Origin of the sequence: Microcoleus sp. K1-B1 (assembly GCF_036704705.1) — a bacterium.
Taxonomy (GTDB): domain Bacteria; phylum Cyanobacteriota; class Cyanobacteriia; order Cyanobacteriales; family Microcoleaceae; genus Microcoleus.
The window spans coordinates 100,261-127,241 of record NZ_JAUBSH010000009.1; the positions used below are offsets into that span (position 1 = coordinate 100,261).

Annotated in this window: 24 protein-coding genes and 1 pseudogene; 10 read left to right on the forward strand and 15 right to left on the reverse strand. The window is 45.3% G+C overall.

What is annotated here, in order from left to right; translation table 11 throughout:
* Positions 1 to 485: 485 nt before the first annotated feature.
* The 3 genes from ahcY (at position 486) to QUA83_RS05220 (ending at position 4,135) form a co-directional block, all read left to right on the forward strand.
* Positions 486 to 1,763: an adenosylhomocysteinase gene (ahcY, locus tag QUA83_RS05210; RefSeq protein WP_333047387.1), complete on the forward strand. Its 1,278-nt coding sequence runs from the start codon at positions 486 to 488 to the stop codon at positions 1,761 to 1,763.
* 168 nt (positions 1,764 to 1,931) lie between these two features.
* Entirely contained in the window at positions 1,932 to 2,534 is a 603-nt protein-coding gene (locus QUA83_RS05215) for a DedA family protein (RefSeq protein WP_333291967.1), read from the forward strand.
* Between the two features lie 176 nt (positions 2,535 to 2,710).
* Positions 2,711 to 4,135, forward strand: a complete 1,425-nt coding sequence (locus QUA83_RS05220) for an NADP-dependent isocitrate dehydrogenase (RefSeq protein WP_333291968.1) — start codon at positions 2,711 to 2,713, stop codon at positions 4,133 to 4,135.
* 320 nt (positions 4,136 to 4,455) lie between these two features.
* Here QUA83_RS05220 and QUA83_RS05225 read toward each other — a convergent pair whose 3' ends face one another.
* Positions 4,456 to 5,064 (reverse strand): glutathione S-transferase N-terminal domain-containing protein, encoded by a 609-nt coding sequence (locus QUA83_RS05225; protein WP_333291969.1) that lies wholly within the window; start codon positions 5,062 to 5,064, stop codon positions 4,456 to 4,458.
* Positions 5,065 to 5,201: 137 nt separating this feature from the next.
* Here QUA83_RS05225 and QUA83_RS05230 point away from each other — a divergent pair, with 137 nt between their 5' ends.
* Positions 5,202 to 5,594: a DUF2358 domain-containing protein gene (locus QUA83_RS05230; protein WP_333291970.1), complete on the forward strand. Its 393-nt coding sequence runs from the start codon at positions 5,202 to 5,204 to the stop codon at positions 5,592 to 5,594.
* Positions 5,595 to 5,891: 297 nt separating this feature from the next.
* Positions 5,892 to 7,064, forward strand: coding sequence for a TRC40/GET3/ArsA family transport-energizing ATPase (locus tag QUA83_RS05235; RefSeq protein WP_333291971.1), 1,173 nt, complete (start codon positions 5,892 to 5,894; stop codon positions 7,062 to 7,064).
* A gap of 166 nt (positions 7,065 to 7,230) precedes the next feature.
* On the opposite strand, the gene QUA83_RS05240 is transcribed toward QUA83_RS05235, so the two are convergent.
* From QUA83_RS05240 to hetZ, 8 genes and pseudogenes are all read right to left on the reverse strand, one after another.
* Complete coding sequence (locus tag QUA83_RS05240) at positions 7,231 to 7,686, reverse strand: GNAT family N-acetyltransferase (RefSeq protein WP_333291972.1); 456 nt, start codon at positions 7,684 to 7,686, stop codon at positions 7,231 to 7,233.
* A gap of 23 nt (positions 7,687 to 7,709) precedes the next feature.
* Positions 7,710 to 8,078 carry a DUF4440 domain-containing protein gene (locus QUA83_RS05245; protein ID WP_333291973.1) on the reverse strand — a complete coding sequence of 123 codons (369 nt, stop codon included), beginning with the start codon at positions 8,076 to 8,078 and terminating at the stop codon, positions 7,710 to 7,712.
* A gap of 244 nt (positions 8,079 to 8,322) precedes the next feature.
* The gene (locus tag QUA83_RS05250; protein WP_333291974.1) at positions 8,323 to 9,138 is read right to left on the reverse strand and encodes a DNA phosphorothioation-associated putative methyltransferase; all 816 of its coding nucleotides are present in this window, start codon (positions 9,136 to 9,138) and stop codon (positions 8,323 to 8,325) included.
* Positions 9,139 to 9,309: 171 nt separating this feature from the next.
* Positions 9,310 to 10,122 carry a GUN4 domain-containing protein gene (locus tag QUA83_RS05255; RefSeq protein WP_333291989.1) on the reverse strand — a complete coding sequence of 271 codons (813 nt, stop codon included), beginning with the start codon at positions 10,120 to 10,122 and terminating at the stop codon, positions 9,310 to 9,312.
* Positions 10,123 to 10,644: 522 nt separating this feature from the next.
* Positions 10,645 to 10,869, reverse strand: a pseudogene (locus QUA83_RS05260) (DNA-directed RNA polymerase subunit omega); the annotation flags it as partial.
* Positions 10,870 to 10,992: 123 nt separating this feature from the next.
* Complete coding sequence (locus QUA83_RS05265; protein ID WP_333291975.1) at positions 10,993 to 13,359, reverse strand: transglutaminaseTgpA domain-containing protein; 2,367 nt, start codon at positions 13,357 to 13,359, stop codon at positions 10,993 to 10,995.
* Positions 13,360 to 13,555: 196 nt separating this feature from the next.
* Positions 13,556 to 14,626 (reverse strand): hypothetical protein, encoded by a 1,071-nt coding sequence (locus QUA83_RS05270; protein ID WP_333291976.1) that lies wholly within the window; start codon positions 14,624 to 14,626, stop codon positions 13,556 to 13,558.
* A complete protein-coding gene (hetZ, locus tag QUA83_RS05275) occupies positions 14,619 to 15,800 on the reverse strand; it encodes a heterocyst differentiation protein HetZ (RefSeq protein ID WP_333291977.1) in 1,182 nt (393 codons plus the stop codon). Before hetZ ends, QUA83_RS05270 begins: the two co-directional genes overlap by 8 nt.
* Positions 15,801 to 16,742: 942 nt before the next feature.
* On the opposite strand from hetZ, the gene QUA83_RS05280 reads away from it, so the two are divergent.
* Entirely contained in the window at positions 16,743 to 17,282 is a 540-nt protein-coding gene (locus QUA83_RS05280; RefSeq protein WP_333291978.1) for a Dps family protein, read from the forward strand.
* Positions 17,283 to 17,491: 209 nt separating this feature from the next.
* On the opposite strand, the gene QUA83_RS05285 is transcribed toward QUA83_RS05280, so the two are convergent.
* On the reverse strand, positions 17,492 to 18,592 hold the full coding sequence (locus QUA83_RS05285) for a glycosyltransferase family A protein (protein ID WP_333291979.1): 1,101 nt from the start codon (positions 18,590 to 18,592) through the stop codon (positions 17,492 to 17,494).
* A 617-nt stretch (positions 18,593 to 19,209) separates the two neighbouring features.
* Between QUA83_RS05285 and QUA83_RS05290 the strand changes: the two genes are divergently transcribed.
* Together QUA83_RS05290 and QUA83_RS05295 are read left to right on the forward strand one after the other, a co-directional pair.
* Positions 19,210 to 20,241: a glycosyltransferase family 2 protein gene (locus QUA83_RS05290; RefSeq protein WP_333291980.1), complete on the forward strand. Its 1,032-nt coding sequence runs from the start codon at positions 19,210 to 19,212 to the stop codon at positions 20,239 to 20,241.
* A gap of 128 nt (positions 20,242 to 20,369) precedes the next feature.
* On the forward strand, positions 20,370 to 21,821 hold the full coding sequence (locus tag QUA83_RS05295; protein WP_333291981.1) for an NAD(P)/FAD-dependent oxidoreductase: 1,452 nt from the start codon (positions 20,370 to 20,372) through the stop codon (positions 21,819 to 21,821).
* Positions 21,822 to 21,960: 139 nt separating this feature from the next.
* Here the strand turns inward: QUA83_RS05295 and QUA83_RS05300 are convergent, their stop codons facing one another.
* The 4 genes from QUA83_RS05300 to QUA83_RS05315 are packed head-to-tail and all read right to left on the reverse strand — an operon-like array spanning position 21,961 to position 23,403.
* Positions 21,961 to 22,239 carry a HepT-like ribonuclease domain-containing protein gene (locus QUA83_RS05300; RefSeq protein WP_333291982.1) on the reverse strand — a complete coding sequence of 93 codons (279 nt, stop codon included), beginning with the start codon at positions 22,237 to 22,239 and terminating at the stop codon, positions 21,961 to 21,963.
* A complete protein-coding gene (locus QUA83_RS05305) occupies positions 22,217 to 22,564 on the reverse strand; it encodes a nucleotidyltransferase family protein (protein ID WP_333291983.1) in 348 nt (115 codons plus the stop codon). Before QUA83_RS05305 ends, QUA83_RS05300 begins: the two co-directional genes overlap by 23 nt.
* Positions 22,565 to 22,603: 39 nt before the next feature.
* Entirely contained in the window at positions 22,604 to 23,116 is a 513-nt protein-coding gene (locus tag QUA83_RS05310; RefSeq protein ID WP_333291984.1) for a GNAT family N-acetyltransferase, read from the reverse strand.
* Entirely contained in the window at positions 23,107 to 23,403 is a 297-nt protein-coding gene (locus QUA83_RS05315) for a DUF1778 domain-containing protein (protein ID WP_333291985.1), read from the reverse strand. The genes QUA83_RS05310 and QUA83_RS05315 overlap by 10 nt, the downstream gene beginning before the upstream one ends.
* Before the next feature lie 420 nt (positions 23,404 to 23,823).
* On the opposite strand from QUA83_RS05315, the gene QUA83_RS05320 reads away from it, so the two are divergent.
* On the forward strand, positions 23,824 to 25,185 hold the full coding sequence (locus QUA83_RS05320; protein WP_333291986.1) for a branched-chain amino acid ABC transporter substrate-binding protein: 1,362 nt from the start codon (positions 23,824 to 23,826) through the stop codon (positions 25,183 to 25,185).
* Positions 25,186 to 25,437: 252 nt separating this feature from the next.
* Positions 25,438 to 26,514 carry a branched-chain amino acid ABC transporter permease gene (locus QUA83_RS05325; protein ID WP_333291987.1) on the forward strand — a complete coding sequence of 359 codons (1,077 nt, stop codon included), beginning with the start codon at positions 25,438 to 25,440 and terminating at the stop codon, positions 26,512 to 26,514.
* 234 nt (positions 26,515 to 26,748) lie between these two features.
* Here the strand turns inward: QUA83_RS05325 and QUA83_RS05330 are convergent.
* The coding region (locus QUA83_RS05330) for a hypothetical protein (protein WP_333291988.1) at positions 26,749 to 26,981 on the reverse strand (233 nt) is incomplete at its 5' end.

Sequence of the window (26,981 nt, forward strand, 5' to 3'; positions counted from 1 at the left end):
ACAATATTTCTGCTAAAAAGTATTTGAAGATGTCTGGGAACGCGAAACTAATCCCTACGGAACCAAGTCCTAAAAAACTGATGATATTTGCAGGCCGCCAAGCCGGGAACGCAATCACGCAGGCGATCGAACTGCCAGCAGCCCAAGTGAGAGTGTCAATCGATTTTAGATTTTAGATTTTAGATTTTAGAATTGAAGCATTGACTTGCGCGAGATGAATCCGGGGGCTTGTATCCTGGATGCTTTGGGTCAAATAATTCCAGAACGCCACGCTAACACAAAAAATAGAGATCCATCGCCCGACAAGAATGTTTGACTCTCACTGTGCGGGTGACTCCATCGACTCGTTCGCTAATCATTAAAACACAATCAAAATTTAAGATTAGCAGCGCCGACCCCGATCGAGTAAAATCACAGCACTTGCCCGCCGATGACTTAATCTGCTAAAACTAACAAAGTTTGATGATTTCTGAGAAATAACATACATGGTTGCTACATCCGTCAAGATTAAACACGAAGTCAAAGACTTGTCCCTCGCCCCCTTGGGAAAACAACGCATCGAGTGGGCCGGCCGGGAAATGCCTGTTTTGCGGCAAATTCAAGAACGCTTCGCTAAAGAAAAGCCTTTCGCTGGCATTCGCTTGGCTGCTTGCTGCCACGTAACCACAGAAACCGCTCATTTGGCGATCGCCATCAAACTCGGCGGTGGCGACGCCGTACTGATCGCCAGCAACCCCTTGAGCACTCAAGATGACGTAGCGGCTTGCTTAGTTGAAGACTACGGCATTTCCGTCTTCGCCCTCAAAGGAGAAGACGCGGCTACCTACGAACGTCACGTCTACACAGCCCTAGACCACCGCCCCAATATTATCATCGACGACGGCAGCGACGTTGTAGCGGCACTGATCCAGCACCGCCCCAACCAAATTTCCGATTTAATCGGAACTACCGAAGAAACTACCACAGGCATCGTGCGCCTGCGGGCTATGTTGAAAGACGGTGTGCTGACTTTCCCCGCAATGAACGTCAACGACGCCGACACCAAGCACTTCTTTGACAACCGCTACGGTACCGGTCAATCTACCCTAGACGGCATTATCCGCGCTACTAATATTTTGTTGGCCGGTAAAAATATTGTGGTTGCAGGTTACGGTTGGTGCGGCAAAGGCACGGCACTGCGCGCCCGTGGTATGGGTGCTAACGTAATTGTCACCGAAATCGATCCGATTCGGGCGATCGAAGCAGTGATGGACGGTTTCCGCGTCATGCCGATGGACGAAGCAGCAACAGTCGGAGATATATTCATTACCGTTACGGGCAACAAACACGTCATTCGTGCCGAACATTTCGAGACAATGAAAGACGGCGCAATTGTTTGCAATTCCGGTCACTTCGACATTGAAATTGACCTCAAATCCCTCGGCGCAAAAAGCACCGACGTGAAAACAGTCCGGTCTTTCACTCAAGAATATCACCTCAATAATGGCAAGTCGATTATTGTGTTGGGCGAAGGTCGTTTGATCAACTTGGCAGCAGCCGAAGGACACCCCAGCGCCGTGATGGATATGAGCTTTGCTAACCAAGCTTTAGCCTGCGAATATCTAGTTACGAACAAAGGCAAACTAGAGCCTGGTATTCACTCAATCCCCGTAGAAGTTGACAAAGAAATTGCCCGTCTCAAATTGGAAGCAATGGGTATTCACATTGATACCTTGACTGCCGAACAAATTGAGTACACAAACTCTTGGACTTCGGGCACTTAATCATAGTATTCTCGTTCCCGGACTCTACCTGGGAATGAATACAAGGAGGCTCTGCCTCCCTCATGGGGAGTCGAGGCAGAGCCTCTAGATATGTGTTCCCCGCCTGTGCCTGGGAACGAGCAATGACTAATGAATACTGACTTCTTCTTACCAAATTAGGGAATCAAAATGGTTGAATGGATAACTAACACAATGCAGTCGATGGGCTATCTCGGAATAGGGCTGTTGATGTTTTTAGAAAATCTTTTCCCCCCCATACCCTCAGAATTGATTATGCCGCTGGCAGGATTCACGGTATTCCAGAACAGAATGGAGTTTTCACCGGCGATCGCAGCAGGGGTAATCGGTACAGTTCTGGGGGCGCTTCCCTGGTACTATGCTGGTAAATTATTGAGCGAAGAACGCTTGAGGAATTTAGCCGACAAATACGGCAAGTGGATCACAGTATCGGGCGCCGATATTGACAAAGCAAATAGATGGTTTAACAGACACGGCAACAAAGCCGTGTTTTTGTGTCGCCTAGTACCGGGAGTTCGCACCCTGATTTCCCTGCCCGCTGGCATCAATAATATGCCTTTAATTCCTTTTTTACTATACTCAACTGGAGGCACTCTTTTATGGGTAAGTTTCCTGACTTTTGCCGGGTATAAACTAGGCGAAAATTATACACTTGTAGAGGATTATCTCGGCCCGGTTTCCAAAATAGTTGTGGTGATTATAGTCATCTGGTGTATTTTATGGATAGTGAAGAAGAATATGCAAAAAGAATAAAATCCTAGATAAATGCAGACATCCCCAAAAACATCTGCGTTTATCTGCGTCAATCTGCTATTATCTGCGGTTAAAAATCAAGTTATCAAAAATTTATACAAATATTTAGGATTGATTGAGGTTTAGGCAGACAATCGTGGCAAAATAGGGAACATTCCTATCCGCACTGTTAAGATATGTACGAAAAAATTGTAGCCCCGACAACAGGTTCTAAAATTACTTTCAAAGACGGTTTGCCGATCGTCCCCAATGACCCAATTATTCCCTTCATTCGCGGCGACGGTACCGGCGTTGACTTGTGGCCTGCATCCCAGAAAGTCATGGATGCTGCGGTAGAAAAGGCTTACGGTGGCGATCGAAAAATCAACTGGTTTAAAATCTATGTAGGCGACGAAGCCTGCGATGTCTACGGTACTTACCAATATCTGCCCCAGGATTCCTTAGACGCCATCAAAGAATACGGAGTCGCCATCAAAGGGCCGCTGACAACCCCAATCGGGGGCGGCATTCGATCGCTAAACGTAGCTTTGCGGCAAATCTTTGACCTTTACGCCTGCGTGCGGCCCTGCAAATATTATGCTGGAACACCATCGCTACACAAAACTCCTGAACTCCTAGATGTAATTATTTACCGGGAAAATACAGAAGATATTTACCTCGGAATTGAATGGGCAAAAGGCAGCGAAATCGGCAAAAAATTGATTGAATTCCTCAATAATGAGTTAATTCCCGCAACACCAGAACATGGCAAAAAACAAATTCGCATCGATTCGGGAATCGGAATTAAACCGATTAGTAAAACAGGTTCTCAGCGTTTAGTACGCCGCGCCATTACCCACGCTTTACGGTTGCCGAAAGACAAGCAGCAAGTAACTTTGGTGCACAAAGGCAATATCATGAAATACACAGAAGGAGCTTTCCGAGATTGGGGTTATGAATTAGCAACCACCGAATTTCGCGAACAGTGCGTAACGGAAAGAGAGTCTTGGATTCTCGGCAACAAAGAACAAAACCCCGACATTAGCTTGGAAGATAATGCCCGCCAAATAGATCCGGGATACGATGCTTTGACCCCAGAAAAACAAGCCAAAATTCGTCAAGAAGTAGCCGACGTTCTGTTTGGAATTTGGGAGAGTCACGGCAGCGGCCAGTGGAAAGAAAAAATCATGGTCAACGACCGAATTGCTGACAGTATTTTCCAACAAATTCAAACCCGACCGGCCGAGTATTCGATTTTGGCGACAATGAATCTGAACGGGGATTATTTGTCCGATGCGGCTGCCGCCATTGTGGGTGGATTGGGTATGGGCCCTGGTGCAAATATTGGTGATGAATGTGCAGTTTTTGAGGCGACTCACGGCACTGCACCGAAACACGCTGGTTTGGATAAAGTCAATCCCGGTTCCCTGATTTTGTCCGGGGTGATGATGTTAGAATACATGGGATGGCAGGAAGCAGCAGACTTGATTAAGAAGGGTTTGGGAGCGGCAATTTCTAACGGTGAAGTTACTTACGATTTGGCGCGGTTGATGGAGCCGCCGGTGCCTGAGTTGAAGTGTTCGGAGTTTGCTGAGGCGATTATTAAGCATTTCGCAGATTGAGTTTGAGGGCTTTTTTTGAACGGGCTAGAAGCCCGTTCCACAAGCAGTAAACTTGCTTTGTGGGGAGTAGGGGTTGGGCACGCGAGCCCGCCCCCTGTTTATTAAGAACGGGCTAGAAGCCCGTTCCACCTCACATCTTGCACCATTGTCAAGAACAGGCTTTCCGGCCTGTTCCACAAAGAGGGAATTTTCTTGTGGAACAGGCCGGAAAGCCTGTTCCTAAAAAGCTTATTGAGAATGGTGCAACCTCTGAGTTCCACAAAAGTCAACTTGCTTGTGGGGTGTCCCGCCCTCCCGAAAATACAATTTAGATGCCCGGTTTATAATGATGGAACAGCCATGCCGCGCTCAACGGCGGGACGCTTCTGCAAGGTTTCTACCCAACGTTTGAGGTGGGGGTGGTTGTCGAGGGTTAATCCTTGAAATTCGTAAATAGCAACCCAGGGATAGGTAGCAATGTCGGCAATAGAATAGTCGCCGCAGATGTATTCATATTTTGCTAGTTGAGTGTCTAATACTCCGTAGAGGCGCAAGGTTTCTTTTTCGTAACGCCCAATCGCATAGGGAATTTGTTCGGGTGCAAAGCGTTTGAAGTGGTTTAGCTGACCAAACATCGGGCCGACGCTGGCCATTTGAAACATCAGCCATTCTATAACTTGAAAGTATTTTTGTTTGTCTGTGGGTAGAAATCTGCCGCTTTTTTCGGCAAGATAGATCAGAATAGCGCCGGACTCGAAGACGGTGATGCCGTTATCTCGATCGACTATCGCCGGAATTTTGCTGTTGGGGTTGATGGCGATGAATTCTGGGCTAAATTGGTCGTTTTTTGTGATGTTGATGACGTGCACGTTGTAGGGTAAACCTATTTCTTCGAGCATGATCGAGACTTTGCGACCGTTCGGGGTGGTAAAAGTGTAGAGGTCAATCATAGTTGTGATGTTAAGTTGAAAGTTGGCAAGGCAGGAAATAACCCGATATAATATCACAATTTGGACGAAAATTGCGGATTTTTTATCTCTTGTGTTAAAATTATATTCTAATAATATAAGAATAACGATCGCTCGAAATGGACATTCTGGAAATTCTCAAAGACGATTATCAAAGATTTCCCGATAATCAGACTTACAGCATCTATGCAAAAGATGTTTATTTTGAAGATCCGGTGAATCGATTTACAGGAGTCGATCGCTACCGCAAAATGATCGGGTTTATGGGGACTTTTTTTCAGGATGTAAATCTGGATTTGCACGGGATTTCGCAGTCGGGAGATACTATAGACACTCGCTGGACTCTGAGCTGGATCGCACCGCTACCTTGGAAACCGAAAATGGCGATCGCCGGTAGGAGCGAACTGAAAGTCAACAGCGACGGTTTAATTGTTTCTCACATCGATTACTGGGATTGTTCGCGGTTGGATGTGCTCAAACAGCTTGTATTTCCTCGGAAAACTAATGTTTGAGAATTGTTCTTAGGTTTTTTAGCAATAAAAAATAGTATTTCAAGAGGGAGATCTTTTTTTTAACCGCAGATGTTAGCAGATAAACACAGATGAACGCTGATGGATTTTTATTTGTTGCAATTGATATCTGAGATAAATAATTTTAACTGATATTGACATAGCAGCAATTTCGTGTATCACGGGAAATAGGATATGTCCGGCGGCGCGATCGCCCAAATTAATTCCCCACAAAATTAATTTCCGTTACATAACGTTACAATAGAGGAGTAAAAAACTTTCAGGCGAGCTAAACAATCAATGCGCTTAATATTAATGACTGGAAAAGGCGGCGTCGGCAAAACCTCCGTAGCCGCTGCGACGGGGCTGCGATGTGCCGAATTGGGATACAAAACCCTAGTGCTGAGCACAGATCCCGCTCACTCCTTAGCCGACAGCTTTGACATGGAACTCGGACACGATTCGCGGCTGGTAAAACCGAATTTGTGGGGAGCAGAATTAGACGCTCTCAGGGAATTAGAAGGCAATTGGGGAGCAGTTAAGCGCTACATTACTCAAGTCTTGCGTGCCCAGGGACTCGAAGGGGTGCAAGCTGAAGAATTAGCCATCTTGCCAGGAATGGATGAAATCTTCGGTTTAGTGCGAATGAAGCGGCATTACGACGAAGGCGAATTTGATGTTTTAATTATCGATTCTGCTCCGACGGGCACAGCATTGAGACTGCTAAGTTTGCCAGAAGTTGGCGGCTGGTACATGAGAAAATTTTACAAGCCGCTGCAAGGCATATCAGCCGCCCTTCGACCTTTAGTTGAACCTATTTTTAGACCAATTGCGGGTTTTTCTTTACCCGACAAAGAGGTGATGGATGCACCTTACGAATTTTACGAACAAATTGAGGCTTTGGAAAAGGTTTTAACTGACAATACTGTCACTTCGGTAAGGTTAGTTACTAATCCTGAAAAAATGGTAATTAAAGAATCTCTGCGCGCTCATGCCTATTTGAGTTTGTACAATGTAGCCACAGATTTAGTAGTAGCTAACCGGATTATTCCTGCAGAAGTAACTGACCCATTTTTCAAACGGTGGAAAGAAAGCCAGGAGCAGTACCGTCAGGAAATTCACTCAGATTTTATGCCGCTGCCAGTTAAGGAAGTGCCACTTTATTCTGAAGAAATGTGCGGTTTGGCAGCTTTGGAACGGTTGAAAGAAACGCTTTACAAAGACGAAGACCCAAGTCAAGTTTATTACAAAGAAAATACGATTAGGATTGTTCAGGAAAACAATCAATATAGTCTTGAACTGTATTTGCCCGGAATTGCTAAGGATCAGATCCAGTTGAGCAAAACGGGAGATGAGTTGAATGTTCGGATTGGGAATCACCGCCGTAATTTGGTGTTGCCCCAAGCTTTAGCAGCGCTGCAACCTTCGGGGGCGAAGATGGAGGATGATTATTTGAAAATTAAGTTTGCTTAATTTAACAGGACTTAGGCAGGCAAAATATAAATAGTTTACCTGTCTAATTTCTGTATTTTTAGCTTAGTCGTTCTAGAGACTACTTAACTAAGGCAAACACCTGAACTCAAGGCTATTTTAGTAATTTCACTCGGCAAAGTAACCAACAAGTGTTAGCGAGTCCGTTTCACTTCCTTGTTACCCACTTCATTGGTGTCCCCCATATTCCCTTCGCAAAGAAGCGATCGCCACTTTGGACAAACCCTACTTTTTGGTAAAAGCCTACTGCCGCATCAGATGAGTTAACCGTGATTTCCTCAATATCGTTGCTGCATCGAGTGAATAGTTCTCTACCGATTCCTTGCCCACCAAATTCTCTTCGGACGAACAACAATGACAGATGATTCCCTCTCCGAAATGCAATAAAACCAACAATAATCCCATTCCACGTAGCGACTAGCGTTTTCTCGCTACTCAAAATTCTGGCTCTTAATTCTTCTATGTCAGAAATTTGTTTCCATTCAGTAACACTTTCTGGCGTTCCATCTGTGAGTTCCCATAGATCCGCAGCAGCCCACATACAAGCACTGATTTGGTGTTCATCCCCAGGTTGTGGATTTCTATAGGTAATTGCATTCATCATTGTGATGCGAGTGCTGAGAGTAGTCAAGGTTGAAACGGTGTACCCTGATGAAAGCGAAGTACCCAACCGCTTGTCGTTCGCGACCAAATAGAGCTTCTGTGTGTATGTTCAACAACGCCGTCATAAATAAATGCACTGTCATAGGTAACCTGGGCAGTGCGCTCATCGAGCAGGCGAATGTCAAATTTAGGTAGTGGACAGACGACATCTATTGATGAAGGCTCTGCCACAAGTGTATCTTGTCTTTGCCAGACACGTCCAGACCGTCCAAATTCAAAGAAGTCCGGTGCAAGGAGTTCATTCATGCGCTGCTTGTCAAGGCGAGTTTCTTGACGCCATAGCTCTTGCTCTAGGCATTCGAGGGTGTCTCTGTCTTCGCTGCTGATTTCCATAACGATCATTCTAACTAAACCTAAAAATATCACAATTTTGTCCGCTCCAATGATTTGTTATGCGCGATCTCTTAACAATTATTTATGCTCGTGCGATCGCTAATAACTTCTCTGGAATCAAGAACCAATCAACCGATACATCGATAACTATGAGAGCATCTCAATGAAAGCAGCCCACCTAGAAATTGGAGTTTTGAGGCTCTCTTGCTGCGAGGCTCTCTTGCTGCGGGGAAAGAGGAAGAAGTCAGGAGCCAGAATAAGTGTTTTTACAAATATGAGATGCTCCCATAACTATTCTTCCTCTCTTAAAGACATAACTTCCCCTCCCTCTTCTTTCCCATCCTCTGTCCTCTGCGGTTCGTTCACTCTTTCCTGCATTAACCTCAATTTTTCGCGCCTGACGTTCCGACGCAGCTTTTTGCAGCATTTTCAATTTTTCTGGGTCAGCATTCGATCGCCAAAACAACTTATGATCCTTAATTTTAACGCAATTTTCCTCCAAACACTTCACCAATTCTCGATGTTTCTTAACTGCGCCACGATCTAGAATCCCTAACTTTTCTTCTTGGCGGGTGAGTTTCGCAAACTTGTCGTAATGGGGATAACTAGCAGTAACAAAAGCTTTTTTTCTAACTAAAATTGGCGGATTATACACATCAGAAAAGTCGTGATAGCTGACAGAAAGATCGCGCAAATCTATGTGCATAGAAGTGTGCAAAGCTGGATGCGGGTTAGTGTCAAAATCGGGATAAAATAAATAGGAAATCTGAGGTTTGCGAGCGTAAAATTTGATGATTGTCGCGCCGTCAAGCCTGCCAATTGTGCGGTTGGCGCAGCCTTCGTAGAGCCTGAGCAAAGGGTCTAGTTCTTCTAATGCAGAGACGTGAACTGAAACGGAACCGGGCTGTTTGTAGCCGATCGCACTATCTTCGCAGCAGTCCGCAACAATATCAGGTTTACCCAAACTGTATAGCATTAAATCTGCCAAAGTGCAAGCTTTTTGATAATTGTCAAACAAACCTTTGATGTCTTTGCGGATTTGAGCCGGGAGTCGGCGCATCGAAGGTCGATCGTGGTTTCGTTTTGTTGCCCTAAATCTTGAAGCTTGACGGGAATTATCATAGGTTAAGCATTGCTTGAATAATGACGAGTGGGGAAGGAAACACAGACAAGAAAGCTGCATATTGGTAGAGGCTTATTCCATGAAATATGCACCTTTATTTATCACTCTTTACCAATCGTTTCTCTCTAAAATTGATTGGGCAAAATCTCTCGTTGCTTCACCTGAGTGGTACCACCAAGATATATTTAAGGGAAAAGCTGGCAAATGCCCTTTAGGAGCATATTTTAAGTTAAAGTTTAAATCATCATAGGATTTCCAACCAAAAACGCCACCAAATAAACCTGCTTTTCCTCGCCAGCCCATCTTTTCTCCAAAATCGCCTACTTTTTTTGACACATCCCAATAAATTTGTTTTTGCGCCTTAAAACCAAAATGTCCATTACTATTGTGTGACCAAAGTTGATTGATAGTGCGTAAATCCTCAATGGGCAAGATTCTCAAATTTTGCTCAAAACCACGGTTAGCTATCTTTACTATGATGTCACAGGTTTCTTGGTCTGCTTTTTTCCATTCTCCCACTTTTAGTAAACTACTGAGTCTAGTATAGTCTATGGTCAAAGCCGTATTGATTTCGCTGGAAATCAGAGCAACGATTCCTTCTTCGGAAGTAGCGTTATCTAAATAATGTTGACTTTGTTCCCTAATTTTATTTATAACTGTTGGCGAAGTTAATGGATTAATATGTTGATTAAGTTTGCCTTCATAGAACTTACAAGCAGCATTTCCTACTGCATAAATCATTAGGGCTTTAGCAGAAGCACTTATTATTTTACTGGGAATCATGCCATACTCTAGCCAGTCTATACCTGCCTCAATAGCTCTTTCTCCCAAAAAAGCTGCACCAAAGGCTGTTAAAGCTTCAATTTTTCGTTCGGGATCTTGTAAATTAAATCCATAAATATCGGCAATCTGATAAACCATTTCTGCCGAGAGTTTGGAGATTTCTGGTAAATCGTACTTAGCTATCCCCCTGATAACAGCTTCTGCTCTCGGAATTCCTCTAACTAAATCCACTCCCGCCGCTTGTAAGGATTTTTGAACGATAAGAACATGAGCAATTTCATAGGGAGATTTGTCTCGGTAGCTGTGCTTCAGCCTTTTAACAGACGCTTCAGATGCAGCAAAATTAATTTCACAAACAGATTCACCAATCCAATTAACTAGACTATTCCAAGCATTTGAATTAGATTCTTGCTTCAGTTGTCGTAGTTGAGGATTAGCATTGACTTCAGTATTTATCTGAATAATTTGTTCGCTGGGTTGTGGCGATGATGTTGTATTTGTCGGCGATGGTGCAGGTATTGGTGCGGGTGTTGGTGCGGGTGTTGGTGCGGGTGTTGGTGCGGGTGTTGGTGCGGGCGTTGGTGCGGGCGTTGGTGCGGGTGTTGGTGCGGGTGTTGGTGCGGGTGTTGGCGATATTCCTTCAAATGAAGGTTCAATAAATTCAGCAATAATCTCTGGGTATGTCAGCTCATCTGACATTTCCATAATTGCTCGTATTACTGGCTTCATCTGGTGCTCATCAATATTATCAAAATCCTCATACCGACGGCGCTTGGCACGGTTAGCAACTTGAACAGTAATACGGTAGCGATTGGAAGATTCCACCAAATCTTCAGCACGTTGGATGACTTTAAAGGAATCAAATTGAGGACGTTTATATGACATAATTGAGTACCTTCGGGTGGAAATTTACAAGTATAAGGAGGGTTACTTATTAAGATTAAATAATGGCTAGTCGAACTTCTCAACAGGGTAGGCAACCGACGCTATTTTTCCTACCCTTACCGCTTAAAACCAGCGCTTTTTGACTTTCTTCAAGTGCGATCGCCTCAAATTTTCCACCAACTGCCGCAACTGGCCCACATTTCCCGCTTCGTCGCCATACTTCCAACGCACGTAAGCTTGCGAAACTTCATCAATCACCTCAGCTTCATCAGTTGCATGATTACCGCGCATTGCCTCAGCATACTCCAAAGGCGTTTGAGCTTTCTGCTTGGCAAAACCCCTACTCGCCAAATCCTTCAACATTTCCTGATAAACCCCCTCCACAGGCGGCAACTTCGCCAGCCAGCGGCGGTGGCGCCACTTGCGCCACACTTGCCAAATTAACCAGCCAATAAAGCCAAAGGCGATCGCAGCAATTAAGCCCGTAAACAACCCCACCCAGCCCTTCGCAAACTGTCCCAGAAACCAGCCCACAATCAAACTTATCCAGCCAATTACAAAACCTATGACTGAATCCAGCCCGCTTCTGAGAGGAGTCGGTAGCCAACCCGCGATCCACTTCCAAAACGATTCCAGCGCACTAAAAGTCTGGTTGTCTTCCACCGAAGCCGGAATCAGCGGATAACCGGGAATCGGATTAAAAGCAAACCAGCCGTGATTGGGAAAATATACCTCCGTCATCAAGAAAGCGTCGGTATTTTTCACAATATACAAACCCGTAAACGGGTTAAATTCCCCCGTATCGAAACCCCCCGCCAGCCGCGCCGGAATCCCGATCGACCTCAGCATAATTGTCAATACCGTCGAAAAGTGGTCTGGATATCCCCCTGTAATTTTTTTGCCGCCCTGAGTGTTTTTGTAGCCAAACAGAAAACCCTCGACTAAATCTTCACCTTCTTCTAAGTAAGGCAAGGCTTTTTCTATTTTGTAATTCGGATTTTGCTTTAAATATTGAGCCAAATACAAAGCTTTTTCGTAAGAAGAATCGATCGGTCTATCTGACTGAGATACTCTAGTTCTTGCCGCCAAGATTTCTTCAGTTTTTTCTCGCACCTTCTGGGCAATTTCCGGTGGCACATCCAAATAGAACTTGCGAATATTTTTCGGGTAATTAGTACCAGTTTTACCCAACAAAGAGCGATCGCGAAAAGGCACATTAGAAATCACCGTATAAGTCAAACCTTCCGCCAATTCCACAGGTGATCGCAAACCCCCCTCCGCATCAACCGCAATATCTGTCGTCGGAAAATAAAGTTCCCTCGGCTTGTTTAAAGCCGGAATCAAATTCGGCAACTGAGCAACAATAGTATAACTTTGAATCACCTCTTGAGTGCGAGGCGCATTGGGAAAAGGATTCAGAAAAAATTGATAAGACCACCTAGGTCTATTCACCTTAAAAGCGTCGTCGTTGCGAGAAATTTCCCAACCCTGACCGGTGTATTTGTCGAATCCTAAAACCCGCCAAAAACCCGCAGCCTGCGATCGCACCCGCATCACCACTTGAGGTTTCATTTCCCCCCGCAAATTTTGATTGATGCGCTGGTTGAAACCGTAATAAAAAGTAGAGTCTACCTCTCCTGGCCCAGAGTCTGGGTTTCTCCCCCTTCCTCCGCCAGTTCCTTTTTTATCTCCTCCTCTGACATACCCCGGATTGAGAATGCTGCGCGAGTCAAACTCCCCCTGATATTGAATGGGAGCACTCACCGGAAAAGTCCGCAATTGATAGCCAGGGAGGCGCGGCAAAAACGCAAAAATAGTCAGCCCCAACCCGACAGTTATCAGCAGCAGCCAACCAAAATACTTTGGGGATAAAGTAGCAGCAAATAGCGACAGGCTTTCATTTTTCGCTTTACCTTGTGCTTTTTCGCCAATGACTTCTGGCTTCAAAAATCCCAAGCGCGATCGATAATCCAACACCAAAGTCGGAAGCGCTAAAGCCAAAAACACCAACAACAGCGGCCCAAAAGTCAAGGTTTGGCTGAGAGTCGCTGCTACCCCTAACAAAATTAGCCCGATTACCATCGAATAGCCTAAATCCTTGCGGCGAGGCAAATCGAAACTGTGCAGCACTTGAAGTTGGATTAACAGTTGCGCCAAAACTAACCGCGTATCATTCAATTCTCCCACCAAGCGGCTAAAAAAAGCGAACAGCGCCACCAGCATTCCAATAGCTATGCAGAACTTAGCAGCTACATTGCGATCGCGGCGGCGGTACCAACTCCAAGTTGCTCCCACAATACTAACAGGCACAGCCCACAGGTTCAGGGCTTCTTCAGCAGCAACGTCAGTAGCCACAATTCCCACAATTACCAACAACTGAACTAGGATTCGTAGCAGTAAAGAATCCTCAACCACCGGCGGAGGCATAGCCTCAATCTGCTCCCACAGCTTACCCAAAACAGGTATATTTCGCAGGTTATCAGTTGTCATGTGCACCCATCCAAGTCAACGAGCAGTAGATTGTAGATTTTAGATTTGAGATTGACTCCACAGATGAATTTGGAGGCTTGAACTAAGATCTAAATTTTTTCGCTTTCCACGACAGCAGTCGAGGGATTGCATTTGTTTTTGTGTGAGGTCAAACCACAGAGTAAAAACCTAAATTATTTACTCTAATTAGACCTTTCTAGTTGCTATCTTGTCCTGCCAAAATTGGACGAATAGCAAACATCAAAGGTCGGGTCTCGAAGTTTTGGAATCGAACTTCTAGGGCATAAGTCTTGTTAGGTTGCGGGTCAAACAACTCCACACTTAAATGCCCGGAATTCGGACGATGTGCAGTTGCTTCGGCATCTCCTCCCTTGAGTTCCAAACTTCCTGCCCCCGGAAATTGGCACTCAACTCTTAAACACGGCATTGGCTGTTCTCTGTTGGGGTTCGACAGGTATTGAGCCTCCAGAGTCAGCGAACCCAAACCAGTCAGCCACTCCCGCGAAACCGGCGGCTGATTCACAGGACAATCGAGAGTTAGAGACTCAATGATTTCCTTGGCGGCCAACAGCGACAGCACCATTTGTTGATCGGTACTGGCTGCTTCATAATTCGGGAAATCTTCTAAATCTAGAAGTCCCCGCAAAGAACCTCGGAGCACTAAACCAGCTAACTCGTTGAGTTCCTGAGACTGGCCCGGAAATAAGCCATCTACAGCGCGAACTAACTTCGATCCTTGCCGCAGCGACGACATTACCAGTTCCTGACAAGGTTCTAGCAGTTGAGCAAAAACCCCTTGGGCGATCGGAATTGGCAGGCGGCCCCACCTGATATTTTGTAGTTGGGGAGTCCAGAGGTGTAGGGGGGGAACCCATTGCGGGGCTACATCGTCTGGGTAATCGTGGTCGTAGCTTTTGAATTCTGTTTCCCAGGGGAACAGCGGCGGGTTGGATTCAATTTCGGCTCTAAGCCTTTCTTTTAACAAGGTCTGAAAACGGTCTTGCACGGTCGGTATTTCTCCAATTGTCAGCGGTTGTGCGGGTGCATTGTTGTGCGCCCCCACTTGATAGTCCAGCGGGTCTGGTTCGTCCCATTCCCAGTATTCCACCCCGGAATTGTCGTCTGTGTCGTCCCACTCTTCTGAGTGAGGGGATGGATTGAGGTTTTCCTCATCTTCGTTAGAGGCATTCGCGATCGGCGTCTGCAATATCCAGTCTAAAAAATGGCGATCGAAAGCCTCTGCATCCCTGTTCGTTTCGTTATTCATCACTAGATGCCCCTTCTCCGGAATCTGAACGATTTCGCAATTCCCAGGCAAGTTCCAGCAATTTAAACCACCGTTTCTGTACCTGGGCTACCGTGCTGCCGAGGGTTTGCGCGATCGCTGACTCTGACAGACCCTGTTGTTTCAACTTTAGCAAACGCTGTCCCTCTGGACCAATTTGCTCGCCAAACGCCTGCCACTGAGAAGGCAGCAAACCCAAATTGCGATCTAAGTCTGCTTCCAGCCACTGGTGAACGAGTTCCCAGCGGTGCGACATGGCGAACCTGAGCAAATGGTACTTGAAGCGCTGCTGCAAATAGTCTCTTTGGCGGGGAGTTATGCCCAGAAGCGACTCTATTTCATTAGTCGGCAAGTCTTGCAAGCGCAGCACGAAGTAATCGGCGCAGTCTTGTTGGTTGCGCTCTTTCAAGTAAGCCACTAATTCGTCAATCACGTTTTGCCGCAGAGATTCTGACTCGTCGCCGAGGGGACGAATTGCCGCCGAACCCTGTCCGGCCATCGCTTCCCGCACTGAGTGCACCGAGGTGTCATTCCAAGTTTGGTCGGAATCTGAAGCCCCTCCGTCGGCGGCTTGTTCCATATCTACGGAGGTTTCTTTGGGCTGCTGCTGGGAAAAGGTTTGTGCCCGTAAAATAATTAGTTGCTGGCTGCGGTTCCGAGGTAAAGGAATGCGTCGCTTGCCGAAGCGCTCTACAAAGGCCATGTACTCTGCTAGTTCTAAGCGAGTGCGGGGACTGTAGGTGGGTGGCAGTTGGGTTTCGCGCCGGAATGCCTTTAAAGCTTCGAGATAAAATCCTTGCAAAAAATCTTTGATCAGTTCTACTCGCGCCTGATAGCTAGACTGCACCTGCGGAGGGGTGATGTAGCGATAGACGATCGCGCTGAGGGTACTGTGCAATTCTACTCGCCCAGGCCCGGAGCCTAAATTGTAATAGTGGAGGCATTGTTGCAAGCGGTGCTGAGCGAGGCTCTGGGCTGAACCTTCTATATCTCCAGAGGCCTGAATCCGCTGGCTTTCAGTGCATATCCTGTTGACTTCTGCTGCGAGTCGCCCTGCTACATCTTGGCAGTTCTGCTCAGACGCGCGAGTGGACTTTTTAAGTTCGTCTAACAGCAGTTGAAATATGGTTTCCACGCTCTGGCAGATTTCCCGCATGATGGTTTACAGCTAACAATGAAATTAGCACAGTTAGTCAAAGTATGGATAAATATTTCCTACCGCTACTTTACCCCGTATTCCCCAGATAGGACAAACTGCAATGCCCTCTTTCTCCTCCTTCGCGCAAACACAGAGGACTGCTTTTTTTATCTGTCCTGGAGGCGCCATCCGCCAAGAACCAGGTTTAAACAGTTGCCATTGCAATGATGGTTCATCAGAGTGTCGGGTTTGACAAAGCATTCATGGGGGCCCAAAACGCTACACTGCCGTTGATACGTTCGGCTTAGTGCTGTGGTGGTCACAGCAGCGCAAGTGTTCCTGAAGGTGAAGCGAGCAAACAGGTTCTCTCTTTCGGTCTACTAGATGGGGCCAAGGGTTTCACGGCTGTATTTGAGTTGGGTCTTCCGCCACTTTTGTCATAAAGCTTAGACGGCGATCGCCCGTCTGTTTCTTGGCAGCATCCTGGAACGTCGATTGAAGGGTTTCACTCAATATCATTTCTAGCATCCCAATCATACAGATCTGAACCGCTCATGTCCGAAAATCTGTTTCCTAGCCTTCTAGGATTAATGGGGTTATATTTAATTGCAAGTCCCTTATGCCGTCATTTAAACCAGCTCGCACAATTAAGTGTGTGTGATGTTCGTTAACTTCGGCATAAATTCCTTGATCTTTACTAACAATCAGAGTGCAGCCTTATTATCGCCCGATTGAGCGGGGGTTCACCTGCCGCCCAATCGGTGTACTCGCCAAACAAAGGCGCTTCGGAACAATAAGTTTGATTGCATCTATCTAAGGGTATCAATATTGCAATTACTTTAACCTAGAAAGCAGATATTTTACTAAATTTGACTCGTCTTCGATCGTCCTCTGGGTTGATGTAAGTGGCTGGCGAAATTTGTTCTAATAGTAAAGTTAGAGTTGAAGGAACAATTTTCAATGCGTAAGTTAAACATAGGTCTATCTGACGAGCAGCGTGCAGGCGTTATCGAACTATTGAATCACGACCTGGCAGATGCTTATCTGCTGTTAATCAAAACCAAAAAGTATCACTGGGATGTAGTTGGCCCACAGTTTAGATCGCTCCACCAGTTGTGGGAAGAACACTATCAAGCGTTAACAGTAAATATCGATGCTATGGCCGAACGGGTGAGAACTTTAGGTGGCTATCCAATTGGTACTGCTGAGGGTTTTCTGAAGTATGGCTCGATTAAAGAACATATCGGCGATTTGCCTTTGGCTACGGAAATGGTAGCGCGTTTAGTTGATGACCACGAACTGATTATTCGCAATCTCCGCCAACACGTTGAACAGTGCGGTGAAGAGTTTAAGGATGACGGAACCGCAGACTTTTTGACTGGTTTGATGGAACAGCACGAGCAAATGGCTTGGATGTTGCGCTCGTTTATTGAAGGGGAATCTATTTCGCCCGATGGTAAGCATCCGCAAGCTCAAACTGCTACAGCTTCTCACGCTTAGAGAGATTAAGTAGAAGGAAGAAGGAAGTTCGGCAACGGATGTAACGGATGTAACGGATGTCAGGAAGAAGGAAGAAGGAAGAATGGAAAATTTAAATTCTTTTATTTAACCCTTTTTCCTGATTATCGACCAACCAGGCAGAATTAAACGCCCTCTAGCTTCCTCAAAAACCCGGTTTATTCAAAAAACCGGGTTTTTCAATGTTGGGTTTATGTAGATTTGCGATTTCCTAAACTATTGAATCGCATTCTTTCGTATACCTGCGATGGCAACATTCTGTGAGCTTTCGTCCGTGTCTCAATCCTCGCCAGTGTCGTCCCTTCACTCGATTCAGATGCTGGTTTTAACTCTAACCCTGATGCAGTTAGCGGTGTAACTATTATTTTTAATATACTTTCTATTAAGAGCAGATACAAATTATGGCGCAAAAGTGCCATTGATAAATCTTCTTTGAAAGCTCGGTACAGCCAAGATAATGTACTGCGGTGATTGCCGCTGCGGTTGCTTTTAACAGCTAAGTAAATGTAAAAATTGCTGCTAGACCAGCGATAAATGCTGCTGGGAATTTCGGGATGTTGCTGCCGGACATCGGCCATAATTAAAGAGTGAGATTTTGCCATTGCTGCATAGTTGCTAGACATACTGCTGGCAATCTGCCGATAGCCAACTAAGTATTCTGGTACGACTTTAAATTGATAATGTTCGGCTATGCGGAGGTGAAGTTCCCAGTCTTCGCAGCCTTGAGCGTTTTCTAGTTTAAGTTTGCCGTTGTAACCGCCGACTTTTGCAAAACAAACGCGGCGGATTAGAGATGAGCTGGCATTGCCTATAAAATATTTATAAATTAATGCTGTGTAAACTTCTCCTTCGATGGTGGAGTTATAAAATCCACCTGTGAGCAAGTCTTTTTCATTTATATCAACTGACCAGGAATAGACAACTCCGACAGATGGTGCTGAGGAATTCAGGCAGTTAACTTGTTTTTCTAGGTTTTGCGGATACCAAATATCGTCGGCATCGATGGGAGCAATATATTCGCCTTTTGATTTTTCAATTGCTAGGTTGCGGGCGACGGCGACGCCAGCATTTGATTGGTGGAATAAGCTGACTCGGTTATCTTTTTGAGCAAAAGATTGGACGATTTCGGCTGTTGTATCTGTAGAACCGTCATCAACCACTAAAACTTCTATGTTTTGATAAGTTTGAGATAAGACAGATTCTAAGGTTTTAGCAATAAAATTGTCAGCGTTGAAAGCTGGTATGATGACTGAAACTAATGGCTGATTTAAAGTGTTTTGGGATGTGTTCATGTAATAGAAAAAATGGTTTAGGTAAAAGTTTTGGTTCAAAGGGAGCTAGCTAAGGGTATGTTAGCAAATTACTAAAGCTCGATCGTACAGCGTCGGAAATTTGAAGACGTATATTTGACGTATATTTAAAATATATTGCCAAAAGTAATAAAATGTGCACTGACTCCGCAGTCGCGATCGAGACTTGGGGCAGCAGTCACTCGCGGATGAGGTCTGTAAAAGAAATTGTACCGCGCAAGTCCTGACAGTTCGTGGGTATCCGTATAAACGATGTTGGATTTTATACGGTGTGCCTACTTATAAAATCAAACTCTTGTGTATTGCAACACAGCCGCACCAAAATGTTGCAGGGGCTTTTTCCGAAGTTTACACAAACAATGATATATTTAAAGATTTTGTAAAGCTGTTGTCTACATCAGGTCAGTCTCAGCAAGATATGGCGTAAAATAGAGGTAAGAATGGGGAAAATCAAATCGAGAATACCAGCAAAAAATCTAGTTGAAGACAAACAAAAATCGAGTTATAAATAAAAAAGTAGAGCTGATTTTACCCTTCGTAAAGTAGCACCAATAAAATTCCAGCAAATTTTAGCCCCTGCCATTTAAACAATTTAGGTAATGATTTCTACCGCCGACCCCACTGTATCCGTTATTATCCCAGTTCACAACGGGGGCTCTTACTTCCGCACCTGTTTGTCAAAACTGGCTCAAGCTGTGCCCAGGCCGATCGAGATTATTGTAGTAGCAGATGGCGAAAGCGACGGTTCTTGGCGTCTAGCCAAGGAATTCGGCGCCAAAGTCATCAGGATTCCCGAATGCGGGGGGCCAGCGCGGGCAAGGAATTTGGGAGCCCAAGCTGCAAAGGGAGATATTCTGTTTTTTGTAGATGCTGATGTCGCTGTTTGTCCTGAAGCTGTGGGCTATGCGATATCGGTGTTCAAAAATAATCCCTACTTAGCTGCTTTCATTGGCTCTTACGACGATGATCCTGGAGATCCTGATTTTCTATCGCAGTACAGGAACTTGCTGCACCACTACGTGCACCAAACAGGTAACGAAGAAGCTTCGACTTTTTGGGGCGCTTGCGGAGTGATTCGCCGGGAAATTTTTTTGCAAATGGGTGGCTTTAATGAGAGTTACCGCCAAGCTTCGATCGAAGATATTGAGTTCGGCTACCGTTTGAAACAAGCAGGTTATAACATTCGGCTGTGCAAAACATTGCAGGTGAAGCATTTAAAGCGGTGGAAACCTATGGGTATGGTGAAAGCTGACTTTTTCTACCGAGCACTGCCTTGGACAGAACTGATTTGGCGCGATCGCAAATTGAATAACGACCTCAACTTGCAAGTTTCAAACCGCATTAGCGTGATTTTAACTTATGCAGTGCTGCTGGCAATTTTGGGGACGTGCTGGTCGCTGAGCTTTCTGCTACTGGCTGGTTTGCTGGCCATACCACTGGTAACAATTAATGCACCGCTTTACCGATTTTTTTACCGTAAACACGGTATCCTATTTGCCCTAAAAACTATTCCGTGGCACTGGCTTTTCTACTTTTACAGCGGACTGGCATTCGCGATCGGCACTGGTCGCTACTTATACCAAAAAAAGCCTGTGACTGGCAAAGTTAGCTTGCCGGTATCCGCTCAATAAATCAAGGCAATTTGTGCTTAAACATCAGGTCGATCAATAGTTTCTCAGGGTATTCACGGGTGCATCTATCTCTTTGACAAGTTATAAATAACTGTATAGTTTGGATAAAAAAGCTGGAGGTAGGCGGAGTGAAACATTATCCTGTTGCGATCGTTGGTGCAGGCCCTGCGGGCTTGACTGCTGCCTACGAGCTCGTCAAGCAAGGCATCATCCCTGTTGTATTAGAAAAAGGTGATAAAGTTGGGGGAATAGCTCGCACAGAAACCTACAAAGGCTATCGTTTCGACATTGGCGGCCACCGCTTTTATACTAAAGTTGAAGCCGTGCAGCAGTTGTGGCAAGAGGTGCTGGGAAATGAGTTTATTAAAGTGCCACGATTGTCGCGAATTTTTTATCGAGGCAAATTTTTTAACTATCCGATTAGTGCCTTCAATACTCTCTTTAATTTGGGCATAATTGAGAGTACGCTGATTATTTTGAGTTATCTGAAAGTGAGAATTTGGCCACTTACGGAAGAAAAAACTTTTGAACAGTGGGTGATAAATCGTTTTGGCGAACGCTTGTATAAAACATTTTTTAAGACTTACACTGAAAAAGTTTGGGGTATTCCTTGTTCGGAAATTCAAGCAGATTGGGCGGCGCAGCGGATTAAAGGATTGTCGCTGACAACTGCAATTATTAATGCTTTGTTTGGCAGCAACGACACTAAAACATTAATCAAAGAGTTTGATTATCCGGCTTTGGGGCCGGGGATGATGTGGGAAAAATTCGCGGAAGCTGTGGAGAATAAAGACGGCAAAGTTTATCTCGATACTAAAGTGATTAGCTTTGAGCGTGAAGGTAATAAGATTAAAAGTATTACTGCGGAGCAAAACGGAGAATTAGTTCAATATTCTGCTGATAATTTCATTACGAGTATGCCGATATCGGCGCTGGTAGCAAGAATGAAACCGCAGCCGCCCGAAGAGGTATTGCACGCCGCGCGATCGCTCAAATATCGAGATTTTTTGATTGTAGCGCTGATTGTCGATCGCAAGGATTTGTTTCCTGACAACTGGATTTACATTCACTCTCCCGAAGTCAAAGTGGGACGAATTCAAAACTTTAAGAATTGGAGCGCTGCTTTAGTTCCTGATGTCAGCAAAAGTTGTTTAGGAATGGAATATTTCTGTAGCGTAGGCGACGAGATTTGGGAAATGTCGGACGCTGAACTTATCGAATTAGCAACTCGCGAGTTGGTTGGTTTGGGGTTAGCAACAACTGCTGATGTGCAAGATGGAGTTGTCATACGGCAACTTAAAGCTTATCCAGTTTATGATGGGGAATATCGAGGACACTTGCAGGTACTTGAAGGTTTTTTGAAGGGATTTGAGAATTTGCAGACGATCGGGCGAAACGGTATGCACCGATACAATAACCAAGACCATTCTATGCTGACGGGAATCCTGGCTGTGAGAAATATTCTCGGCGAAAAGCACGATTTGTGGGATGTGAATACTGAGCGATCGTACTATGAAGATTTTAGTGTCGATCGCTCAAAAGAAAAAAAGGATTCGGATTTGATTTCGCAATCAAGCTGATATTTGGCAACTGTTGCAATGAGGCGATCGCGCATCTTTATCTTTGTTTGTGGGCGATCGCTCAACTATCATCAGGTAACGGCGGCAATAATGCCTCTACTTGTACCAGTAAACTAGGCAAAATACTTGTAACAATATTCTAAATAACTTCCGAACTCACTTGGTCATAGCGATAAACTAAAATATTTCGTAAATTAATCGCCTTTCGCCAATCAATTTCGGGATGAAACTGCTGAAACTCGATCGAAACTCTCCGAGCTGCTTCTCCCAAAATCCCCAACAGCCGCTCTACGGCACTTTGCATAAAAACACTTTCAAGATAAGTCTCGCAAGAAGCATCAGCCGTAAACTCCTGAATCCTACGGATTGCCTGCGCCATGTCCCAAAGTGAAGCACTATCCCGCTCGTTGGCTTGCATAAATCACTCGATAGGTTTTCAAAATGTTTGATCGCCGATAGGGATTTTTTAACTGCTTTTTTTCCACCAAATCTACAGATCGCTCAAATAAATGCTCTATCTCTTCCTGCATACCCAATAAATGAGACAGCGTGAGGCGGTGCGATGGCTCGTAAGTAACTAATACATCCACATCGCTATCAGGGCGAAAATCATCCCGCAGCACCGAGCCAAACAGTGCAAATTCGACAATGTTCCAGCGCTGGCAAAATTGCGCGATCGCATCCAGAGATACTTTTAGGCGATCGCTCACTACATATTCTAAATCCGATTGCAACTCAATCATGGGCGAGCAAACCTCCAATGATAGCAACTAACGTCTGAGCTAAAGTGAAGCAATGACATCGCTAACTTTCACCATGAGTGTCATCGGCTCGATCGGCGAAACAGTAAACCCGCACTTCTGGTAAAACTGCTTCGCATCTTCGGAGATAGCGTGTACGAGAATTGCCCGTATCCCGGCAATCTCAGCAGCTTGCAAAGTGCGAAGAATTGCATCCCGCAGCAAAGCGCGTCCGATGCCGCAGCCTTGCCAGTTGCGATCGACTGCAAGCCGTCCAATCACCATAACAGGAATCGGATCGGGCATATTGCGCCGGACTTTACCCGTTGCAGTAGTTTGTGCTATTGCTCCATTTGCCAGACAATAGTACGCAATGACTGCTTGGCGATCGCACAAAACATAAGTCCGTGAAGCGCCCTCTGACTCATTTTTCAGAGCGCGGCGCTTGAGCCATTCATCTAACAGACTGTTGCCTGAATCAAAGGTCTCAATTTGATGTAACGAGTTCAGTTTTTCAGGCGGGCAGAGTTGGTCTAAATCTCGATCTAATCCCACGGAGATTTTGTTTTTAGTAATGCGTTTAGCTTCAGATTTTGCGTCGGCGGTGCATCCAGCAGCGCCAAAAACTGCTTAAATTTAATTTCATCTAACCCAAAAAAACAGCGGTCTAGAATCACATCTTGAGCTTTTTGGTAAGCTGATTCAAGCATGAACTCCGATCGGCTTTTTCCCTGTAATTGGGCCGCGCGATCGATGAGAGCGCGTTGATTCGGCTTAGCTCGAATGTTGATTGTCACATCACGGGTCTGGCTGGCTGATTCTTCAGATGCTGGCGGGTGCATAACAGTTACCTCTGGCTAGACACAGTAGTAATTTGAGCTAGTAAGCTGTCGCGCATTTAAATTGTAGATTGAGGGCGGGCGGGACGCCCACCCCACAAGACTTTAAATTTTTTTGACATACCATTTAAATGCCGCAACAGCTTAGCAGCATATTTATATGCTAATTTTTTGTATACACAATGTCAACACATCTACTGAAATCTGCGATCGCGGATCTAGTTAACCGCGAGGGAATCGTGAACTCACGCATTGTACGGGCAGCCCCCGCCGCCGCTGATACAGGAGCGCCTAAGTCCTGATGTTGCCTTTCTAGGTCTGTTTTGATAGTTGACACAAATTTTTTAAACTTGTGCTAACTCTTGACTTACAGACTTACACAGTGAAAATATGCTAAGACGCCAGCAACAAACAAACCAACCTATGAACTTTTCCAAGAAGTCAGGGGGCAAAAGTGCCACATCCCCAACAATCAACTCAACACAGAATCTCGGCGCCGCAGGATTGCGGAAATTACTTTTTGCCGCCGGAATAGCCTCTCTGTGCGCTAGCTGTCAAAATCCTCCAGCACCCACCGCCACAACTCCCGGAGGCAGCCCCGGAAACAGTCCCGCAGCCACTCCCGTCGCAGTCAGCAGCCCCGGAGACCCAAATACTGTCAAAATTGTCTCCATGCTGCCCATGACAGGCAGCGCCTTGGGTCAAGCTCAAACAATGGTCAACGGCATCCAACAAGCCCTCGCCGAAACCAACTCGAAAGCTTGCGACGGCAAAATCCAAGTCCAATACGAAGTTTACGATGACGCCACCGCCGCCGCCGGCAAATGGGACCCGGCCCAAGTAACGTCAAACTCAAACAAAGCCGTCGCTGACGGTTCGGTAGTTGCCGTCATCGGTCACTATAACTCCGGTGCCGCCAAACTTTCCATTCCCGTGCTCAACCAAGCTAACATCGTCATGATCAGTCCGGCCAACACTTATCCGGGACTGACTAAACCAGGAAAAGGCGAAGCCAAAGAACCCAACGTTTATTATCCCGCTGGCACTCGTAATTTCACCCGCGTTGTCCCCGCTGACGACCTTCAAGGGGCTGTAGCTGGCAACTGGGCGAAATCTTTAGGCGTGCAAAAAGTCTACATTCTTGACGACCAAGAACTCTACGGCAAAGGCATCGCTGATGTTTTTGAGGCAACTGCTAAAAATTTGGGAATTCAAGTCCTCGGAAGAGAGGGAATTGATATTAAAGCTAGCGACTATAAGGCGTTAATGAATAAGATCAAAGCTTTAAATCCCGACATGATTTACTTCGGTGGCACTACTCAGAGCAATGCCGGACAAATAATTAAAGACATGAGAAATGTCGGGATGGCGGCTGATGCAGTTAAGTTCATGGGGCCCGACGGCATTAAAGAGCAAGCTTTAATTGACGCGGCGGGCAAAGATGCCGAAGGAATTTACGCTACTTTTGGCGGCTTGCCTCCTCAAGAATTGACTGGTGCGGGCGCGAAGTGGTACGAAAGTTACAAGGCAAAATATAATGCTGAACCGGAAGCTTATGCAGCTTACGCCTATGAAGCTGCTAAAGTTGCGATCGGCGCAATTAATAAAGTTTGCAAAAATGACCGCGCTGCTATCCGCGAAGCTGTGTTGGCAACTAAAGATTTTAACGGGGTACTCGGCACTTGGAGTTTTGACACCAACGGCGACACGAGCTTGACTACAATGTCAGGAAATGTTGTTAAAGGTGGCAAGTGGGAGTTCGTGAATGCGCTCAAGACGGAATAATTAGTCAGTTGACTGTTGTCAGTTGACTGTTGTCAGTTGACTGTTGTCAGTTGGCTGTTGACTGTTGTCAGTAGTGATTTTAACTGGTTCCTAAGCAGAGCCTAGGAACCAATGTCACTCTTGGTCTGCTGGGCTTTCCGATCCGAAAAATTGGAGGTAGATCCTCCGAATCAGCGTTTCTAATATCGGCCTAGAAACGAGTAGAATGAATGTTCATAATGCCCAATTTCCAATTCCCAATTACGAATAATTATGAAAAACTGGAAAAGTATTCTCTTATATCTAGGTGTAGCTTATATAGTTTTGTTATTAGGGCCGATCGCAGGATTTGATTTGCCAAAAATCGTTGGAGAAATAGTCAGCAATCCTGAAGTTTTTATCCAACAATTATTAGTTGGTCTGGTCAACGGCGCGCTGATTGCAATTATTGCCTTGGGTTACACTATGGTTTATGGCATTATTGAGTTAATCAATTTTGCTCATGGCGATTTGTATATGTTGGGTGCTTTTGCTTCCTTAACCGTGTTCGGGGCTTTTGGGATGCAAGATGGCGCACCTTTAGCTATTGCTATACCGGTGATGTTAGTTGCTTTAATTGTATGTTCGGTATTTTGTGCGGGACTCAATATTCTTGTGGAAAAGTATGCTTATCGACCTTTGCGAAATGCTCCTCGTTTGGCTCCTTTAATTTCAGCAATTGGAGTTTCTTTTATTTTCCAAAATATGGGGTTATTTTGGGGAGGATTGAAAGCTTTTATTCCGGTGATGGGTTCTAATTCTGCTGCGCCGAAAAGTTTTCCCGATTTGTTACCGCGAGTTGATATTTTCAAAGCTTTGGGAATTCAAACGAGTATTGTATTTACTACGAAAGATTTAATTGTGTTGGTGGTGGCGGTTGTATTGATGGTTTTGCTTCATGTTTTTGTGCAATACACTCGTCTGGGAAAGGCGATGCGGGCAACGGCTCAAAGCCGCGATGCTGCTAAAATTATGGGAATTAATGTGGATCAGATTATTGCTCTGACTTTTTTGATTGGCGGAGCTTTGGCGGGCTCGGCAGGAATTTTGGTCGGTCTGTACAACAATACTATTGTTTTTACGATGGGGTTTACAGCAGGTTTGAGGGCTTTTACGGCGGCGGTTTTGGGGGGAATTGGCAATATTGTCGGGGCGATGTTAGGAGGGGTTTTGATTGGGTTGCTTTCGTCTTTGAGCGATCAGTATTTGTCGAGCCGCTGGACTAATGCTTGGGTGTTTGGGGTTTTGGTGGTGATTTTGGCTTTTCGGCCTGGGGGTTTGTTGGGCGAGAATGTTCAGGAAAAGGTGTAATTTGGAAATGGAGAAATGGGAATATGTCAAACAAGATAATTCAAGCAATTTAACTGGTTCCCAGGCTCGGCTTGGGAACTGATGTCTAGAGGCTCTGCCTCGCATCACCAAATCTGCTAATTATAGCAATATTGTGATAAAGTAAATGTGGATGACGAGGGTAGAAAACTGTGCCCGAAACAAAAGTTATTTTTTATCAATATCGAGAAGGCGCGGCTCCAGTTCTGGAATGGCTTAAGATACTCCTGAAGCACGATCGCAAAGGCTATGCCAACTGTGTTGCGCGAATTCAACAACTAGCAAGTACAGGTTACGAGTTACGACGACCTGTGGCAGATTACCTGCGTGACGGAATTTATGAATTACGGGCAAAGCATCGGGAGCATCCCAGTTTTGTAAATAGCCGAATAAGTGTAAAATAGTTAAAATCAATAAAAGCGTCAAAAAAAGTCGAGAAAAAGAGCCAT